Raw genomic sequence first — 16,774 nt, forward strand, 5'->3', positions numbered from 1 at the left:
TGTCACCAGTCCACCGAGATCAGGACCGAGTCCAGGAACAGGAAGTTCCGGACGTCGGCGTGGGTCCGCACGGAGAAGTAGAAGTTGAGCAGGTTGTCCAGCGTCCGGTACCGGTCCGGGTACACCGGGACCGGGACGTCGCGCATGTCCATGACCTGGTCGTTGACCTGCAGCTCGACGTTCTTCCGGGCGTCGGTGTCGATCAGCCAGCGCAGGTAGTGCCAGTTGATCTTGGTGGGCACTTCGTTGACGCACAGCTCGGTGGGCTCGCCGAAGGTGCGCCAGTCCTCGGGGTTGGGCGCGGTGAAGTCGCTGGCGTAGGGCAGTGAGAACTTGCCCTCGAAGTGGTCCCGCGGCGTCGGCTCCGGCACCACGGGGTACATCCACTGCCGCGTCATCTCGTTGTCCATGTTGGTGTTCTGGTACCGGGCGACGTTGTGGTACCGGATCCCGCCGTCGGAGCAGATGTCGGTGGCGACGGTGAAGCAGCCGAACTCCGCTTCCGACGGGTGGTTGTTGCCGTCCCAGCTCACCGCCCGCCCCGACTGCCGCGGCGGCCCCACGTTCGCCTCCGGCTTGAACGCGAAGTGGGTCTCGATCTGCACCAGTCCCCGCCCGGCCATCGTCAGCCGGCGGATGGCGACCGCGGTGTGCCCCTTGTGCGGACGGGTGGCGAGCTTGAGCGCGTAGGCGCCGCTGAGGGTGCCGTGCGTGCCCACGTCGAAGAACGAGCAGGACGACAGCTGCGGCGGCCGGAAGTCCCACATGTGGTCGTCGACCGTGTCGAGGTCACCGGTGCCGTCGTAGTTGCCGAGCAGCTCGGTCCACCCGTGCGTGGGCGAGTCGAAGGTGTCGTGGCAGAGGACGCGCGGCAGCGGGTTGAACTTGGACAGCTCCACGTCGTACCCGGGGGGACTCGGGTGCTGAGCGCCCTCCCGCCGAACCGGGGCGGTGGTCATCAGATCTCCATCTCGTGTCGAGTCGAAGACAGGAACGTGAACGTTCATGTCGACGAAACCGAGGCTAGCCCCTTGTTCCGCAGCAAGTCCAGACGTAATCTCGTCGACCACCATGAACGTTCACGGCGTTCTTGCTCTCCCACGTGAGGTCTCCCGATGGCACCCAGGACCAGCCGAGCCACGGTCGCGTCGACGATCGGCACCGCTCTGGAGTGGTACGACTTCTCCCTCTACGGGACGGCTGCCGCTCTCGTCTTCCCGACCGTGTTCTTCCCCGCGGGGGACGGTTTCGCCGCCACGCTGTCCTCGCTGGCGACCTTCGCGGTCGGCTTCCTCGCGCGCCCGGTCGGCGGCGTGCTCATCGGCATCATGGGCGACCGCCTCGGCCGCCGGACCATGCTGTTCCTGACGCTGGTGCTGATGGCGATCTCCTCCACGCTGATCGGCCTGCTGCCCGGCTACGCGACCCTCGGCGTGGCCGCGCCCGTGCTGCTCGTCGTCCTGCGCGTGCTGCAGGGCATCGGCGCGGGCGGCGAGTACGCCGGGGCGATGCTCATGTCGGCCGAGCACGCCGAGCCCCGTTCGCGCGGCCTCAACGCCAGCGCGCCGACGCTCGGCAACGCGGTCGGGGCGCTCATCGCCACGGGCGTCTTCGGACTGACCGCCGCGGTGGTGCCCGAGGAGCAGTTCCTCTCCGTCGGCTGGCGGATCCCCTTCCTGATCAGCTGCTTGGTCGGGGCCGCCGGCGTGCTCATCCGGCTGAAGGTCTCGGACAGCCCGGAGTTCCACGAGGCCACGGAGGACGACGGCGTCTCGCGGACACCGCTGCGCGACCTGCTGGCGACCTCCCGCCGCGGGATCGCCGCGGGCATGCTCATCAGCGTCGCGCCGAACGTCATCAGCTACGTGCCGTCGGTGTACGCGCTGACCTACCTGGCCGAGAACGTCGGCGCCCCGGCGTGGATCGGGCTGACCGGGGTCGTCATCGCCAACCTGGTCAAGCTGGTGAGCGTGCCCACCGCGGGGTGGCTGTGCGACCGGTTCGGGCGGCGTCCGGTGATGATGACCGGCTCGATCGCCGCCGCGGTGATGTTCTACCCGTTCTTCGTCCTGCTCGACACCGGTACCCCGGTGCTGGTGTGGGCGGCCTTCGTCCTCGTGTTCACCCTCTGCAACGACCTCACCCTGGCGTCCCAGGCGACGATGCTGTCCGAGCTGTTCGACGTGCGCCACCGCTACACCGGTGTGACCTTCAGCCGCGAGATCGTCGGCGCGGTGGTCGGCGGCTGCCTGCCGTTCGTCGCGGCGCAGCTGAGCGAGTGGACCGCCGGCTACTGGAGCATCGTCGTGGTGTGCGCGGCGCTCTGCCTGCTGTCCACAGCGGGCGCTCTGCTGGTCTCGGAGCCGGAACACCTGCGCACGCGGCGTGCCGCGGTGACCACCGGCTCCCGCTCTCGGTGACCGTCCCGGGCGAGAGCCGCCCGGCCACTCACGAAGGAGTACCCGTTGCGCATCAGGATGCTGTGCCTTTCCACCGCGTTGGCCGTGGCGGCCGTCAGCGGCGCCTGGACGGCGGCCACGGCTGCCGCTCCGCAGGCGCCGGCCACTGTGGACGACCCGTTGCGGGCGTGCTCGAACGCCGGCGAGGAACCGGTGGAGACCGGCGCGGTCTTCAACGAACCCGGGGTCGGGGACCCGGCCGCGATCATGAGCCGGCTCTGCTCGCTCATCAAGCAGGCGCCCGCGGGGTCGCAGGTCAAGATCGCGCACTTCGTGGTGAGCGGTGACGCGGGAGCCGACTTCGCCGAGGTGCTCGGGGAAGCGCACCAGCGCGGCGTCGAGGTGCAGGTGGTGCTCGACGGCTGGCAGGCCGACACCCCGGCGGCGCAGGCCATCCAGGAGGAGCTCGGCACCGACGAGACGCAGTCCTCCTGGCTGCACGTGTGCAGCAACGAATCCCCGGAGGGCAACACCTCGTCCTGCCTGGGCACCAAGGGCAACCACAACAAGATCGCGCTGTTCTCCGAGACCGGCGGGCAGCAGGGCGTGGTCATGCAGTCCTCGGCGAACCTCACCGACGTCAACTCGACGACCTACTGGAACAACGCCGTGGTGCTGCGCGACAACCCGGACCTCTACGCCGCCTACGACCAGTACTTCACCGAACTCGCCGCGGAGGAGCGCACTCCGGCCACCGAGGGGACCATCCACACCGACATGCCCGGCGGCGCGGTCGACGTGTACTTCTCCCCGGTCGCCGAGGGCGACCCCGTCGTCGACCAGCTCGCGGACGTCAGCTGCACGTCGGACAGCCGGGTCGAGGTGGGGATGTCCGAGATCGACGACACCCGGCTGGCGGTCCTGGAGCAGTTGGTCCGGCTGTCCGACGAGGGGTGCGCGGTCCGGATCGTCCACGGCAGCATCGAGCCCGAGGGCGAGGCGCTGCTCGACGCCACCCCCGCCATCGAGGCGAGGGTGCTCCAGGGCTCGGACCTGCCCGGCACGGTCCACTCGAAGTTCGCCGTGGTCGACCACGGCGGCGAGGGCTGGGTGACCACCGGCAGCCAGAACTGGAACGACACGTCGCTGCGCCGCAACGACGAAGCCACCCTCACGCTGCACCAGCCCGCCGTGGTGGCGGCCTACTCCGCCGCCTTCGAGCGGATGTTCACCGCCGCCGGCTGAGCCCGCGGGCAGCTCCGGACGTCCGCACGGACCTCCGGGGCTGCCCGGTCCGCGGTCAGGCCAGCGCGCCGCGGGCCCAGAACGCCGTCAGCTCCCGGCTCACCTCGGTGATGTCGCGGTCCGGGTAGCGGCGCAGGACGAAGCGCGTGTAGGCGTAGTGCTCGGTCATGCCGCCGAGGAAGGCCGCGCTGAGCTCCGGGTCCAGGTCGGGCCGGAGGACGCCCCGCTCGATGCCCCGGCGGGCCATCCGGATGATCCGGTCGTGGAAGCCGCGACGGCTCTCCGCCTGCATCGCCTCGATCTCCGGGTCCGTCTGGGCGGTCTCGTGCAGGACGCGGAACAGGTCCGCGTTGTCGGCGTAGTAGCGGAAGTAGCGCTCGGTGGTGATCACCACCGACTCGACCGCGTCGGCCGGGTTCCACTTCGCCCGCGACTGCTCGAACAGGCCCTGCAACAGCCCGGTCAGCAGCTCGACCAACGCCTCGCGCTTGTCCGCGTAGTAGCGGTAGAACGCGCCGCTGGACATCCCCGCCTCGGCCGCGATGTCGGCCACCCGCGAGGCGGCGAAGCCGGACCGGCCGAAGACCGTGCGCGCAGCACGCAGCAGCGCCTCCTTCGACCCACGCCCCTTCGGCGTCTTCGGGCTGGCTACCGGTTGCAGCCGTTCCACGGCCACCGCGTCCTCCTGGTGACTCGATGCAGAGGTGCGCCAACCTAGCGCATTCCCGGGAACTGATGTTGACGTCAGTTTCACATCCTGCTTAGAGTGCCCGCCGTCACACCCGCTCGCAGGTGGCGGTGCGCGGGCTCGCGATCACCGCCGCCGCACTGGCCTCCGACCCCCACCTCGGCTCCCGGGACCACCGCACGCACGACCGCGGGGACTCGCGACGAGCCGGCTCCGCACCCGTCCCGATGTGACCACAGTGGAGGGACAGTGTCCTGGAAACCGGAAATCGACGAACTCCGGCGGCGCGAGGAGCTCGCGCGGCGCATGGGCGGACCGGAGAAGGTCGAGCGGCAGCACGACCACGGCAAGCTCACCGTGCGGGAACGCATCGACGCACTGCTGGACCCGGGCAGTTTCCACGAGATCGGCGCGATCGCCGGGAAGTTCCGGCCTGACGGCACCTTCCAGCCCGCCAACTTCGTGTTCGGCCGCGGTCGGCTGGACGACCGGCCGGTGGTGGTCGGCGGTGACGACTTCACGGTGCGCGGTGGCGCCTCGGACGCCTCGATCCGGGAGAAGCAGATCATGGCCGAGCAGCTGGCCCACGAACTGCGGGTCCCGCTGGTGCGGCTGGTCGACGGCACCGGGGGCGGTGGCTCGATCCGCTCGCTGGAGGAGATCGGGCGCACCTACGTCCCGGCCAACCCCGGCTGGGAGTGGGTGGTGGCGAACCTGGGCACCGTCCCGGTGGTGGCGCTCGCGCTGGGATCGGTGGCCGGGCTCGGCGCCGCGCGGGTGGCCGCCGCGCACTACTCGATGATGGTGCGCGGCACCTCGCAGGTCTTCGCCGCCGGACCGCCGCTCGTGGCACGGCTGGGCCAGGAGGTCACCAAGGACGAGCTGGGCGGCAGCGACGTCCACGGCCGCAACGGCGTGGTGTTCGACGTGGTCGACTCGGAAGCGGAGGCCTTCGCCCGCACCCGCCGCTTCCTGTCCTACCTGCCGCAGTCGGTGCACCAGCTCCCGCCGCACGTCGAGACCTCCGACCCGCCGGACCGCCGCGAGGACTGGCTCATCGAGGCGATCCCGCGCGACCGCCGCCGCGCCTACCGGATCCGCCCGATCATCGAGGCGGTGGTCGACCAGGGGTCGTTCCTGGAACTGGGCCGGGGGTTCGGGCGGTCCGCGGTGACCGGGCTGGCCCGGCTGGGCGGTTGGCCGGTGGCCGTGCTGGCCGGCGACCCGATGGTCTACGGCGGCGGCATGACCGCCGACTCCAGCCGCAAGACCGAGTGGTTCGTGGACCTCGCCGAGACCTTCCACCTGCCGGTGGTGCACCTGGTGGACCAGCCCGGGTTCGTGATCGGTGTGGAGGCCGAGCGGGCCGGCACGATGCGCTTCGGCGTGCGCGCGCTCAACGCCGTCTACCAGGCGAAGGTGCCGTGGGCGTCGGTGGTCCTGCGCCGGGTGTTCGGCGTCGCGGGCGCCGCGCACACCAACGCCGCGCGGGCGCAGTACCGCTACGCCTGGCCGTCCGCCGACTGGGGTTCGCTGCCCATCGAGGGCGGCATCGAGGCCGCCTACCGGGCCGACCTGGACGCCGCCGAGGACCGGGAGGCGCTGCTGGCGGAGATCACGGCGAAGATGAACGCGCTCCGCTCCCCCTTCCGCACCGCCGAGGCGTTCGGCATCGAGGAGATCATCGACCCCCGCGACACCCGGCCGCTGCTGTGCGAGTTCGCCGAGCTCGCCGCGCCGCTGCGCGCCGCGGGCCCGACCAGCTGGCACTTCCGGGGGTGAGCGCGATGACCAGTGCCCTGAGCGGGGTGCGCGTGCTGGAGATCGCGCACTACATCGCCGGACCGCAGTGCTGCCAGATCCTGGCCGACCACGGCGCCGAGGTGGTCAAGGTCGAGCCGCCGACCGGTGACATGGGCCGCCAGGCCCACCCGGTCCACGACGGCGACAGCCTCTACTTCGCGGCGAACAACCGGACCAAGCGCAGCATCGTGCTCGACCTGCGCACCGAGGCAGGCAAGGAGGTGCTGCACGACCTCGTCGGGTGGGCCGACGTCCTGGTCACCAACTACGCCAACGGCGTGCCCGACAGGCTCGGGTTCGGCTTCGAGGAGGTGCACCGCACCAACCCGCGCACCGTGGTGGTGCACGTGACCGGTTTCGGGCACACCGGGCCGTACTCGTCGTGGGTGGCCTACGACGGCATCATCCAGGCGATGAGCGGCCTGGCCGACATGACCGGCGAGCCGGACGGCGCACCGACCATCGCCGGGCCGTTCGTCGCCGACGGCATCACGGGCATGCAGGCCGCGATGGCGGCGGTGCTGGGGCTGCTCGCCCGGGAGCGCACCGGGCGGGGACAGCTCATCGACGTGGGCATGCTGGACTCGGTGTTCCCGCTGCTGGCGCACCACGTCTCGGTCGCGGCGGCCGGTGCCGGGCAGCCCCGCCGGTGGGGCTCGTCGCTGCCGACGAACTACTCCGGCCTCTACCCGACCGCGGACGGCTGGGTCTACCTCGCGCCGATCACGCTGCGGATGTGGGAGTCCTTCAGCGCCCGGCTCGGTCACCCGGAGTGGGCCGAGCACGAGCGGACCGAGCCGGGGTGGCGGGTGCGGGAGCGTGAGCGGATCGACGCCGTCGTCCTCCCCTGGACCCGGGCGCGCAGCAAGGCCGAGATCGTGGCCGTGCTGCAGGCCGACGGCGTGGTGTGCGGACCGGTGCACTCGGTGGCCGACCTGGTGTCGGACCCGCAGGTCCGACAGCGGGGCCTCGCGGTGCGGCTCCCGCTGCGCGACGGCCGGAGCGCGACGGTGCCGGGCCCGGCGCTGCGGCTGACCGGCACACCGGCGCGGGAACCGCAGCGCCCGCCGCAGCTCGGCGAGCACACCGACGAGGTGCTGCGGCAGCTCGGCTACTCGCCGGAGCGGATCGAAGCTCTGCACCGCAGCCACGTCACCGGGAGCGCCTCGTGATCCCCAGCCTGCTGGTGGCGAACCGGGGTGAGATCGCCCGGCGCATCATCCGCACGGCCCGCCGACTCGGGGTGCGCACCATCGCGGTCCACTCCGACGTGGACGCCGACCTGCCGTACGTCGCCGAAGCGGACGTGGCGGTCGCGTTGGGCTCCCCGCGCGACTTCGGCTCGATCGACGCCCTCCTCGCGGTCGCGCTCGGCACCGGCGCCGCCGCGGTGCACCCGGGTTGCGGTTTCCGCTCCGAGGACGCCGAGTTCGCGCGGCGCTGCGCGGCCGCGGGACTGGTGTGGGTGGGCCCGCCACCCGAGGCCATGGAGCTGCTGGCCGACAAGGTGGCGGCGCGGCAGCACGTGGCCGCCGCGGGGGTGCCGGTGCTGCCGGGCACCTCCGGACTGGCGTCGGTGGACGAGGCCGTGGAAGCCGGGGCGAGGCTCGGTCCCCCGCTGGTGGTCAAGGCGGTGTCCGGCGGTGGCGGCATCGGGATGGGCGTCGCCCACGACGCGGGGTCGCTGCGGCGCGCCGCGCGGACCGCGCTCTCCCGCGGCGGCGCCTTCGGCGACGCGCGGATCCTGCTGGAGCGCTACCTGCCGCGCGCCCGGCACGTCGAGGTGCAGGTGGTGGGGATGCCCGACGGCACGGTGCGCACCTTCGGCGAACGGGACTGCTCGGTGCAGCGCCGCCACCAGAAGGTCGTCGAGGAGTGCCCCTCCCCCGCGGTCGACGCGGCGTTGCGCGCGCGGCTGTGCGCGGCGGCGGCGCGGGCCGTCGGCAGCGTCGGCTACCGCGGCGCCGGGACGGTGGAGTTCCTGCTCGACCCGGCCACCGGGGAGTTCCACTTCCTGGAGGTCAACGCCCGGTTGCAGGTCGAGCACCCGATCACCGAGCAGGTGCACGGCGTCGACCTGGTCGAGCTCCAGCTGCGCATCGCCTCCGGCGAGGAGGTCCCGGACGACGTCCCGGCGCCGCGCGGGCACGCGGTCGAACTGCGGGTCTGCGCCGAGGACCCGCAGCGGTTCCTGCCCCGGCCGGGCCGGATCACCGAGTGGGTCGAACCGGCCGGCGTCCGGGTGGACGCCGGGTACGCGGCGGGCACGGTGGTGAGCCCGCACTTCGACCCGCTGCTGGCCAAGGTCGTCGCGCACGGCGCCGACCGCGCGGAGGCGCTCGCCCGCGCGCGCCGGGCCGCGGCGGAGTTCGTCGTGCGCGGGCCGCAGTGCAACCTGCCGTTCCTGCGGGAGCTGCTCGACTCCCCGGAGTTCACCTCCGGCGACTACGACACCGGGGTGGTGGAGCGGATCACCGCCCGGCGCGGGAAGGAGAGCTGATGGAGATCAGGTCCGAGATGGTGGCCAACGTGTGGAAGGTCCTGGTCACCGAAGGCGCGGTCGTCGGGCCCGACGACGAGCTGGCCGTGCTGGAGTCGATGAAGATGGAGATCCCGGTGGTCAGCGGGACCAGCGGGGTGGTCACCCGGATCGCGGTGGCCGAGGGCGACGCGGTCTCCGAGGGCGACCTGATCGCCGAAGTGGACCCGCAGTAGCGGCCGCCGTGCCAGGTGACGCGGCGGCCGCACCACGGGTCAGCCCTCCGGGTCGAGGGGGTAGAGCTCCGGGAGGTTGACCACGATCGCCTCCTGCGTGCTGCGGGCGATCACCACCACCGCCGGGTCGTTCGGGTCCGGGTTCTCCTCCCGGTGCGGGACGTAGGGCGGGACGAAGATGTAGTCGCCCGGTTCGGTCTTGATGCGGACCTCCTCGGTGCCGTCGTGGAAGACGAACTCCGGGTGGCCGCTGACCACGTGGATCGCCGTCTCCGACTCCCCGTGGTGGTGGTTCGCCGAGGCCGTCGACGGGGCCACGTGGGTCTCGCCCATCCAGATCCGCTCCGAGCCGACCAGGTCGCCGCTGATCGCGGCGAGCCGTCGCATGCCCTCGGTCTGCGCGGTGTTCTTGTCCAGGTCAGCGGCCCGCACGTGGTGCAGCCGGGTGCGCAGCGCGGCTCGCTGCGCCTCGGGCACCGACGTCGACAGGTCCGGGTGGAATGCGTCGTGCTGGGTCATCCGCGTCCTTCCTCAGTCCCACGGTCACCGACCACCGGCACCCGGCCGAGGAAGTCGGCCACCTGCCGGTCCAGTTCCCGCCACAGGGCGGCGTCGGGTGAGCCGTTGTGCACCGAGACAACCGCACCGTCCACCGCGCGCACAACCTCGCCCACCGTGATCTCCCCCGCCGCACGGGCCAGCCAGTAGCCACCGTCGCAGCCGCGCTGGCTGGCGACGAGCCCGGCCCGGCGCAGCGCGATCATCAGGTTGACCAGCGAGTTCAGCGGGATCCGCTGGTTGCGGGCGATGACCGCGCAGGTGACCGGTCCTTCGGCGCCGGCCAGCTCGCGCAGCGCGCGCAGCGAGTAGTCCACCCGGGCCGAGACCTGGACCGGGGCGGACCGGCGCGGCTTGGCCACCTCCGGCAGCACCACCGCGCCCTTGCCGATCTCCTCGCAGAACAGCACGATCCGGGCGGCCGCGCTGCGGTGGTGCTGGTCGTTGAGCACGTCGTGCACCCCGTCCTCGAACACCGCCAGCGAGCCCTGCGGGAGGCGGGCGGCGAGCGCGGCCACCGGGGCGACCGGCGCGACGCTGTCGGCGTCGCCGTGCAGCAGCACCGGCACCTCGGGCAGCCGCTCCGGTGGTGCCGGAGCGGCGGTCAGCTGCCCCCACTGGAAGTCGGGGTCGTTCTCCAACCGCTCCCGGTGCACCGGGCAGGAGGTGCGCACGCCGATCTCCGCGGCCCGGTCGGCGGGCCGCTCGCCGCCGGCCAGCGGCGTGCCCGCCAGCACCAGCCCGTCCACCTCGATCTCCAGGGCGAGCTGCCAGGCCCGCAGCGCCCCGGTGTCGGTGCCCACCAGGAACCGGGCCGCGCCCGGCTCGAACCACCCGCCGGGGTCGCTGCCCGGTTCCGGCACCACCACGGTGTAGCCGTCGGCCGCGAGCCGGCGGCCGAACCGCTCGTAGAGGGCCGGTGTCTCGCCCCGGCCCGGCAGCACCGCGAGGGTGCCGCGGTTGGCCCCCTGCGGGGTCCACGTCCTCGTGGTCATCGGCGCCTCACCCCGCCCGGTACAGGTCGCGCTCGCACGCCGCGGCCACGTCGACCGGTTCGCGCAGCACGCCCGCCTGGAGGTAGCGGTCCGCGACGGCCTGCAGGTCGGCGACGACGTCGTCGGTCAGCGGCCGCGTCTCCTGCTTGGTGCGGGTCAGCACCTTCTCGGCCACCGGCGGGTCCAGCGAGGTGAGGTCCTCGTAGACGCGCTGGTACTCGGCGGGGTGCTCGTCGCTCCACCGCCACGCCACCGCGAACCGGCGCAGCGCGTCGGCCAGCGCCTCGCGCTTGAGCGGATCGGCCGCCGAGGTGGCCGACACCGAGAGGATCCCGTTGCGACCGTTGATGCCCTGCCCGTCGCGGATCACCCGCGCCCCGGCCTGCTCGGCGATCGCCAGGTACGGGTCGAAGGTGGCCCAGGCGTCGACGTGCCCGGCGCTGAACCCCGCCTGCGCGTCGGTGGGCAGGCTGAAGGTCAGGTTCACGTCCTCCGGTGTGAGCCCGGCTTCCTCCAGCGCACCGAGCGCGGTCAGGTGCGAGACGGCTCCGGGCGCGGTGGACACCACGAGGTGCTTGCCGCGCAGGTCCGCCAGGGTGCGGACCGGCGAGCCCGGCGGCACGACGATCGCCGTGGAGCTCGGCGAGGCGGCGGTCGCCAGCGCCGGGCGGGCGGGCACGCCGCCGGCGATGGCCTGCACGGTGGGTGCGTCGGCCGCGGTCGCGGTGTCCACGTCCCCGGACCGCATCGCTTCGAAGAGCGGTGCGGCGCCTTGGAAGTTGGCCCACCTGATGCGGTAGGGCGCGTCGTCGAAGGCTCCCGAGGCCTCCACCCGGGCGCGCAGGCCACCGGCCTGGTCGCCGAGCACGAGGGTGACGTCCGAGAGCGAGTCCTCGGCGTCGCCCCCGGAGCAGCCGGTCACCGCGAGCAGCGCGGCGGCCAGCACCGCGAGCCATGCTCTGGTCTTCCGCATCCCTGTCGCTCTCCAGTCCGGGTCAGGCCGCTGCGCGGTTGGCGAGTTCCTGGCGCACCAGCGGGATCAGCTCGCGCCCGTAGTCCACCGCGTCGTCGTACGGGTCGTAGCCGCGGATGAGCAGCGTCGTGACGCCGATGTCGACGTAGTCGAGCAGTGCCGCCGCGACGGTCTCCGGGGTGCCCACCAGCGCGGTGGAGTTGCCCGCCGCGTTCGTCGCGGCCGCCGTCGGTGTCCACAGTGCACGGTCGTGCAGCTCTCCGGCCGCCGCGGCGGCGAGCAGCCGCTGCGACCCGACGCTGGCCACCTCCTGGCCGGGGTTGAGCGTCTTCGGGCCGGTGAACGAGGCGAGGCCACCGCGGGCCGCCTCGATCCGGTCCAGGATGCGGTGCGCCCGCTCCCAGGCCTGCTCCTCGGTGGCCCCGAGGATCGGCCGGAAGGACACGCTGATGCGCGGCGGCTCGGTGCGGCCCGCCGCCTCGGCCGCAGCCCGGACCGAGGCGATCTGCTCGGCGGTCTGCGCCAGCGGTTCGCCCCACAGCGCGAAGACGTCGGCGTGCTTGCCGCCCACCCGGTAGGCCGCCTCGGAGGAGCCGCCGAAGTACAGCGGGATCCGGGGCTGCTGCGCCGGTTTCACCGTCGCGTGGTAGTCCTCGAACCGGTAGTGCGTCCCCTCGTGGGACACCGGCCCTTCCGCGGTCCACACCCGGCGCAGGACGTCCAGGTACTCGTCGGTGCGCGCGTAGCGCTCCTCCTTGGACAGGTAGTCGCCCTCGCGCCGCTGGTCGGCGTCGTTGCCTCCGGTGATGATGTGCACCGCGATGCGGCCGCCGGTGAGCTGGTCGGCGGTGGCGAAGGTGCGGGCGGCCAGGGTCGGCGCCACGAAGCCCGGCCGGTGCGCCACCAGGAAGCCCAGCCGTTCGGTGTGCGCGGCGGCGTAGGCGGCCAGCTGCGTGCCCTCCGGGCTGCTGGAGCCGTAGCCGATGAGCACGCGGTCGAACCCGGCCGACTCGTGCGCCTGGGCGAACTCGCGCAGGAACACCGGGTCGACCGGTGGCCCGTCGGCGGCGTGGACCTCGGAGACGTGCTGCGCCCCGATCATCCCGATGAACTCGACCGTCATCGCCCCTCCCCTTCCCCGACACCGAGCCAGGACAGCAGTTCCGCGCGCAGGGCCACGAAGGCCGGGTCCGTCACGTCGCGCGGGCGGTCCAGGTCGAGCACCTGGTCGTAGCCGATCCGCCCGTCGCGCATCACGAGCACGCGGTCGGCCAGCAGCAGGGCCTCCTCGACGTCGTGCGTGACGAGCAGGACCGCGCAGCCGTGCCGCCGCCACAGCTCACCGACCAACCGCTGCGCCTTGATCCGGGTGAGCGCGTCGAGCGCGGAGAACGGTTCGTCGAGCAGCAGCAGGTCCGGTTCGCGCACCAGGGCGCGGGCCAGCGACACCCGCTGGGCTTCGCCACCGGAGAGCACCTTCGGCCACACGTCGACCCGGTGGCCGAGCCCGACCTCCTCCAGGGCCGCGACCGCCCGCTCCTTGTCGGGACGGCCGGGCAGGCCGAGGACCACGTTGCGCCACACGCGCTTCCACGGCATCAGCCGCGGCCTCTGGAACGCCACCGCCCGCCGTTGCGCGACCTGCACGTCCCCGCTGACCTCCTGGTCGAGGTCGGCCAGGATGCGCAGCAGCGTGCTCTTGCCGCAGCCGCTGGGCCCGAGCAGCGCCACGAACTGGCCCGGCTCGATCTCCAGGTCGAGCTCGTCGAGCACCGTGCGGTCGCCGAAGCTCTTGCTGAGGCCGCGCACCGCGGCCGGTCCCACTACGCTCCCGTGAACGCCGGTCGCCATGCCAGCACGATCCTTTCCAGCAGTCGGACGATGGAGTCGGCGACGAGGCCGAGCAGTGCGTAGAGCACGAGGCAGACCACGATCACGTCGGTCTGGAAGAACTCGCGGGCCATGTTCATCTCGTAGCCGATGCCCGCGGTGGCGTTGATGGTCTCGCCGAACACCAGGGCCAGCCACGCCGACCCGAGCGAGTAGCGCAGCCCGACCAGGGCGTTGGGCATCGCGGCGGGCAGGATGACGTGCCGGACCTGCGCGAACCAGCCCAGGCCGAGGGTCTTGGCGGCCTCCACCAGCGAGGCGTCGACGTTGCGGATGCCGCCGTAGACGTTCATGTAGAGCGGGAAGGTCACGGCCAGCGCGATCAGCACGATCTTGGGCTGCTCGCCGATGCCGAACCAGATGATCAGCAGCGGGATGAGGCCGATCACCGGTACCGTGCGCAGCATCTGCATCGGGGCGTCGATGAGGTCCTCACCGCGCCGGAACAGGCCGGACAGCGTCGCCAGCACCACGGCGGCGAGCACGCCGATCGCCAGGCCGGCGGCGACCCGCTGCACCGAGGCGACGATCGCCTCCTGCAGCCGGCCCTCGCCCCACATCTCCACCGCGGTCTCGGCGACCGTCGCGGGCGCGGCGAGGGTGTCGTCGCTGAGCACACCGGTGCTGCTCAGCACCTGCCAGAGGACGAGCAGGGCGATCGGGCTGACGAGCTTGAAGACCCAGCGCGGGACCCGGCTCTCGCGCCGGGCCGTGCGGGTGCGCACGGTCGTGACGGCGATCGGATCTCGCGCGGGTGCGAGTTCGTCGGTGGACGTGGTCATCTGCACTCTCCGCAGGACACGAGGGCATGAGGGCATGACGCGGCCGAGGTGGGCCACGTGGGCAGCACCCGTCGGCGCGTGCGGGGAGGCACGCGCACGGGGCACGGGGTGGAGGGGGAACGCGCGTGGACCAGGCGCGTGGTGAGAGAGGAGGGACCGCTACCGGCGACAGAGGGCCGAGGACACGCGCACGAGGTCGACGTAACCTCGTGTCGTCAGGGACACCGTCCGGATCATGCCGGTGACCGTAGCCGGGACGCACCGGGCGTGCAAACCAACTCCACAGATTGGGATTCGCGATGTCGCACGGGGTTCCCGGGGCCGCCTGCCGCGGCGCTCGGGCGGGGCGGGCAGGTGACCGCGCATGATCGAACGGCTGCTGCCGGCCGAGGTCAGCTGCGTCGAGACCTTCACCGACCCTCCCGGCGTCGAGCTGTTCCCGGAGGAGGAGGCGGTCATCGCACGCGCGGTGGACAAGCGCCGCCGGGAGTTCACGACCGGCCGCTGGTGCGCCCGCCAGGCCCTGGCCCGCCTGGGCGTCGCCCCGACCCCGCTGGTGACCGGGGAGCGCGGAGCGCCGCGGTGGCCCGCGGGGACCGTCGGCACCATCACGCACTGCGCGGGCTACCGGGCCGCCGCGGTCGCCCACGCCGAGAAGGTGGCGTCGCTCGGGGTCGACGCGGAACCGCACGCACCCCTTCCCGACGGCGTCCTCGACGCGGTGTCGTTGCCCGCCGAACGCGCCCACCTGGCCGAGCTGTCCGCGACCCGCACGGAGCACCACTGGGACCGGATCCTGTTCTGCTGCAAGGAATCGGTCTACAAGACCTGGTTCCCGGTCACGCGCGAGTGGCTGGGGTTCGAGGACGCGCGGATCGAGATCGCCCCGGACGGCACCTTCACCGCCCAGCTCCGCAAGGAGGGCGTGGACCAGGCGGGCCACCCGCTGACGTCGTTCACCGGCGGCTGGCTGGTCGACCGCGACCTCATCGTCACCGCCATCGCCCTCCCCGCGCGCTGAGCCGCGGACGGCCGCACAGGGCGCTCCGGCAGGGCGAGCGATACCATGCGAGCGGCCGGGTTGAGATCAACATCCCTTCACGGAAAGATGCTTCCGCTCGAAGCTTTCGGGGTAGACTGCTCGGAGCAACACCCGTCGCGAGGAGCAGCAGTGAGCACCACCAGCCCCGACCCCCACACCGACGACGACGAGATCATCACCTGGTGGGGTCTGGTCATCGAGGGCTACCACGCCACCCAGGCCAGGCTGGTCGCAGCGGTCGCCGACGAGTACGACCTCGCGCCCGCCTCCTTCGACATCCTGCTGCGCCTGGTGCGCTCCCCCGAGCACCGGATGCCGATGACCAAGCTCGCGCACGAGGCCGCGCTGAGCAGCGGGGGCTTCACCAAGGTCGCCGACCGGATGGCCAAGGCGGGGCTGATCCGCCGCGAGCCGTGCGAGACCGACCGCCGCGTCACCTACGCGGTGCTCACCGACCACGGCCTGGACATCGCCCGGCGCTCCCGCAAGACCGCCGCCGAGGTCCTCCGCAAGCACGTCCTCGAACCGCTGGGCGAGGCGGACTCGGCCGCACTGGCCGCGGCGATGCGCACCCTCCGCGAAGCCAACAGCTGACCGGCATCCACAGTGGACTCGACGGTGGCCGGTCCCCGCGCGCATCACCCGTGTGCACGTTCCTGAACAGGTGTCACGTGCTTGACAGCGTTCACGTGGAACCCTGGTTCCGACGCCGAGTGCGACGCGCTACCGCGTCCACCGACCGGGGGTTCGCTCAGGTCTGGCGGCGGGAGCGAACACCCCCACCACGGACTACCGTGGGCGGAGTGGACCCCACGGGAGGACCGATGCCGCCGCGACGCATCCTCATCACCGGTGCCGCCGGGAAGATCGGTGTGGTGCTGCGCTCCCGCCTGGCCCGGCCGGACCGCGTCCTGCGCCTGCTCGACCTCCATCCGCCCGCTCCGGCCGAACCCGGCGAGCGGGTCGAGCTGCGCACCGCGGAGATCACCGATCCCGAGGCGGTGCGCGAGGCCTGCGAGGGCGTCGACGCGGTCATCCACCTCGCCGGGCACAGCCGGGAGCACACCTGGCAGGACATCCTGTCGACCAATGTGGACGGAACGCGGAACCTGCTGGAGGGAGTGCGCGCGGCCGGTGTGCCGCGGGTGGTGCTCGCCTCCAGCAACCACGCCGCCGGCTTCCTCCCGGTCGCCGAGGCGGGCGAGGAGGGCTTCGCCGACGAGGCACCGCCCCGCCCGGACACCTACTACGGGTTCAGCAAGGTGGCGCTGGAGGCGCTGGGCAGCCTCTACCACTCGCGGTACGGCATCGACGTGGTCTGCCTGCGGATCGGGGCGTGCGCACCGCGCCCGCACGACGAGCGGGACCTGTCGATCTGGCTGTCCCCGGACGACGCCGGACGGCTGTTCGAGGCTTGCCTGACCACCCCTTCCCCCGGTTACCGCGTGGTGTGGGGGGTCTCCCGCAACACCCGGCGTCTGCTGTCGCCCGCCGGGGGCGAGCAGATCGGCTACCACCCGCAGGACGACGCGGAGGACCACGCCGCGGAGGTGGTGCCGAACCGGCCCGGCCTCGAACGGGACCACCTGGGCGCCTCGTTCACCACCCTCCCGCTCGGCGAACCCGGCTGAGCCGCGCGGCCGGGGCCGCCGAGCGGGAGGCCGCCCGACCGTCCACAACGGAC

General features: G+C 72.6%; 17 protein-coding genes. 9 read left to right on the forward strand and 8 right to left on the reverse strand.

Annotation, left to right across the window (positions count from 1 at the left end; genetic code table 11):
• Window positions 1-2: 2 nt before the first annotated feature.
• On the reverse strand, window positions 3-959 hold the full coding sequence (locus HNR68_RS19080) for a DUF6772 family protein (RefSeq protein ID WP_179723033.1): 957 nt from the start codon (window positions 957-959) through the stop codon (window positions 3-5).
• A 156-nt stretch (window positions 960-1,115) separates the two neighbouring features.
• Between HNR68_RS19080 and HNR68_RS19085 the strand changes: the two genes are divergently transcribed.
• Window positions 1,116-2,420 (forward strand): MFS transporter, encoded by a 1,305-nt coding sequence (locus tag HNR68_RS19085; RefSeq protein ID WP_179723034.1) that lies wholly within the window; start codon window positions 1,116-1,118, stop codon window positions 2,418-2,420.
• Window positions 2,421-2,465: 45 nt separating this feature from the next.
• Window positions 2,466-3,644 carry a phospholipase D-like domain-containing protein gene (locus tag HNR68_RS19090; RefSeq protein WP_246330490.1) on the forward strand — a complete coding sequence of 393 codons (1,179 nt, stop codon included), beginning with the start codon at window positions 2,466-2,468 and terminating at the stop codon, window positions 3,642-3,644.
• A 55-nt stretch (window positions 3,645-3,699) separates the two neighbouring features.
• On the opposite strand, the gene HNR68_RS19095 is transcribed toward HNR68_RS19090, so the two are convergent.
• Window positions 3,700-4,320 (reverse strand): TetR family transcriptional regulator, encoded by a 621-nt coding sequence (locus tag HNR68_RS19095; protein ID WP_179723036.1) that lies wholly within the window; start codon window positions 4,318-4,320, stop codon window positions 3,700-3,702.
• Window positions 4,321-4,581: 261 nt separating this feature from the next.
• Between HNR68_RS19095 and HNR68_RS19100 the strand changes: the two genes are divergently transcribed.
• The 4 genes from HNR68_RS19100 to HNR68_RS19115 are packed head-to-tail and all read left to right on the forward strand — an operon-like array spanning window position 4,582 to window position 8,850.
• The gene (locus HNR68_RS19100; protein WP_179723038.1) at window positions 4,582-6,114 is read left to right on the forward strand and encodes a carboxyl transferase domain-containing protein; all 1,533 of its coding nucleotides are present in this window, start codon (window positions 4,582-4,584) and stop codon (window positions 6,112-6,114) included.
• A gap of 5 nt (window positions 6,115-6,119) precedes the next feature.
• Window positions 6,120-7,307 carry a CaiB/BaiF CoA transferase family protein gene (locus tag HNR68_RS19105; RefSeq protein ID WP_179723040.1) on the forward strand — a complete coding sequence of 396 codons (1,188 nt, stop codon included), beginning with the start codon at window positions 6,120-6,122 and terminating at the stop codon, window positions 7,305-7,307.
• Window positions 7,304-8,635, forward strand: coding sequence for an ATP-binding protein (locus HNR68_RS19110; protein WP_179723042.1), 1,332 nt, complete (start codon window positions 7,304-7,306; stop codon window positions 8,633-8,635). The genes HNR68_RS19105 and HNR68_RS19110 overlap by 4 nt, the downstream gene beginning before the upstream one ends.
• Window positions 8,635-8,850, forward strand: a complete 216-nt coding sequence (locus HNR68_RS19115; protein ID WP_179723044.1) for a biotin/lipoyl-binding carrier protein — start codon at window positions 8,635-8,637, stop codon at window positions 8,848-8,850. The genes HNR68_RS19110 and HNR68_RS19115 overlap by 1 nt, the downstream gene beginning before the upstream one ends.
• Before the next feature lie 39 nt (window positions 8,851-8,889).
• Here HNR68_RS19115 and HNR68_RS19120 read toward each other — a convergent pair whose 3' ends face one another.
• From HNR68_RS19120 to HNR68_RS19145, 6 genes are read right to left on the reverse strand one after another with little or no spacing between them, the layout of a single operon-like run.
• Window positions 8,890-9,369 (reverse strand): cupin domain-containing protein, encoded by a 480-nt coding sequence (locus HNR68_RS19120; RefSeq protein WP_179723046.1) that lies wholly within the window; start codon window positions 9,367-9,369, stop codon window positions 8,890-8,892.
• Window positions 9,366-10,403 (reverse strand): Rrf2 family transcriptional regulator, encoded by a 1,038-nt coding sequence (locus HNR68_RS19125; protein ID WP_179723048.1) that lies wholly within the window; start codon window positions 10,401-10,403, stop codon window positions 9,366-9,368. The genes HNR68_RS19120 and HNR68_RS19125 overlap by 4 nt, the downstream gene beginning before the upstream one ends.
• Window positions 10,404-10,410: 7 nt before the next feature.
• Entirely contained in the window at window positions 10,411-11,376 is a 966-nt protein-coding gene (locus HNR68_RS19130) for an ABC transporter substrate-binding protein (protein WP_179723050.1), read from the reverse strand.
• A gap of 22 nt (window positions 11,377-11,398) precedes the next feature.
• A complete protein-coding gene (locus tag HNR68_RS19135; RefSeq protein WP_179723052.1) occupies window positions 11,399-12,499 on the reverse strand; it encodes an LLM class flavin-dependent oxidoreductase in 1,101 nt (366 codons plus the stop codon).
• Window positions 12,496-13,227: an ABC transporter ATP-binding protein gene (locus HNR68_RS19140; protein ID WP_179723054.1), complete on the reverse strand. Its 732-nt coding sequence runs from the start codon at window positions 13,225-13,227 to the stop codon at window positions 12,496-12,498. Before HNR68_RS19140 ends, HNR68_RS19135 begins: the two co-directional genes overlap by 4 nt.
• Window positions 13,200-14,048, reverse strand: coding sequence for an ABC transporter permease (locus tag HNR68_RS19145; RefSeq protein ID WP_179723056.1), 849 nt, complete (start codon window positions 14,046-14,048; stop codon window positions 13,200-13,202). Before HNR68_RS19145 ends, HNR68_RS19140 begins: the two co-directional genes overlap by 28 nt.
• Window positions 14,049-14,412: 364 nt before the next feature.
• On the opposite strand from HNR68_RS19145, the gene HNR68_RS19150 reads away from it, so the two are divergent.
• From HNR68_RS19150 to HNR68_RS19160, 3 genes are all read left to right on the forward strand, one after another.
• The gene (locus HNR68_RS19150; protein ID WP_179723058.1) at window positions 14,413-15,069 is read left to right on the forward strand and encodes a 4'-phosphopantetheinyl transferase family protein; all 657 of its coding nucleotides are present in this window, start codon (window positions 14,413-14,415) and stop codon (window positions 15,067-15,069) included.
• 150 nt (window positions 15,070-15,219) lie between these two features.
• Window positions 15,220-15,684: a MarR family winged helix-turn-helix transcriptional regulator gene (locus HNR68_RS19155; protein WP_343050254.1), complete on the forward strand. Its 465-nt coding sequence runs from the start codon at window positions 15,220-15,222 to the stop codon at window positions 15,682-15,684.
• Window positions 15,685-15,914: 230 nt separating this feature from the next.
• The gene (locus tag HNR68_RS19160; protein ID WP_179723062.1) at window positions 15,915-16,721 is read left to right on the forward strand and encodes an NAD-dependent epimerase/dehydratase family protein; all 807 of its coding nucleotides are present in this window, start codon (window positions 15,915-15,917) and stop codon (window positions 16,719-16,721) included.
• The last annotated feature ends 53 nt before the right edge of the window (window positions 16,722-16,774 follow it).

This window comes from Saccharopolyspora hordei (genome assembly GCF_013410345.1).
Classification (GTDB): domain Bacteria; phylum Actinomycetota; class Actinomycetes; order Mycobacteriales; family Pseudonocardiaceae; genus Saccharopolyspora; species Saccharopolyspora hordei.

What these genes read in the sequence shown, in the direction of transcription:
- HNR68_RS19080 (WP_179723033.1), bottom strand. Translation starts at nt 959, where the DNA reads ATGACCACCGCCCCGGTTCGGCGGGAGGGCGCTCAGCACCCGAGTCCC.
- HNR68_RS19085 (WP_179723034.1), top strand. Translation starts at nt 1,116, where the DNA reads ATGGCACCCAGGACCAGCCGAGCCACGGTCGCGTCGACGATCGGCACC.
- HNR68_RS19105 (WP_179723040.1), top strand. Translation starts at nt 6,120, where the DNA reads ATGACCAGTGCCCTGAGCGGGGTGCGCGTGCTGGAGATCGCGCACTAC.
- HNR68_RS19115 (WP_179723044.1), top strand. Translation starts at nt 8,635, where the DNA reads ATGGAGATCAGGTCCGAGATGGTGGCCAACGTGTGGAAGGTCCTGGTC.
- HNR68_RS19120 (WP_179723046.1), bottom strand. Translation starts at nt 9,369, where the DNA reads ATGACCCAGCACGACGCATTCCACCCGGACCTGTCGACGTCGGTGCCC.
- HNR68_RS19125 (WP_179723048.1), bottom strand. Translation starts at nt 10,403, where the DNA reads ATGACCACGAGGACGTGGACCCCGCAGGGGGCCAACCGCGGCACCCTC.
- HNR68_RS19130 (WP_179723050.1), bottom strand. Translation starts at nt 11,376, where the DNA reads ATGCGGAAGACCAGAGCATGGCTCGCGGTGCTGGCCGCCGCGCTGCTC.
- HNR68_RS19135 (WP_179723052.1), bottom strand. Translation starts at nt 12,499, where the DNA reads ATGACGGTCGAGTTCATCGGGATGATCGGGGCGCAGCACGTCTCCGAG.
- HNR68_RS19140 (WP_179723054.1), bottom strand. Translation starts at nt 13,227, where the DNA reads ATGGCGACCGGCGTTCACGGGAGCGTAGTGGGACCGGCCGCGGTGCGC.
- HNR68_RS19145 (WP_179723056.1), bottom strand. Translation starts at nt 14,048, where the DNA reads ATGACCACGTCCACCGACGAACTCGCACCCGCGCGAGATCCGATCGCC.
- HNR68_RS19150 (WP_179723058.1), top strand. Translation starts at nt 14,413, where the DNA reads ATGATCGAACGGCTGCTGCCGGCCGAGGTCAGCTGCGTCGAGACCTTC.
- HNR68_RS19160 (WP_179723062.1), top strand. Translation starts at nt 15,915, where the DNA reads ATGCCGCCGCGACGCATCCTCATCACCGGTGCCGCCGGGAAGATCGGT.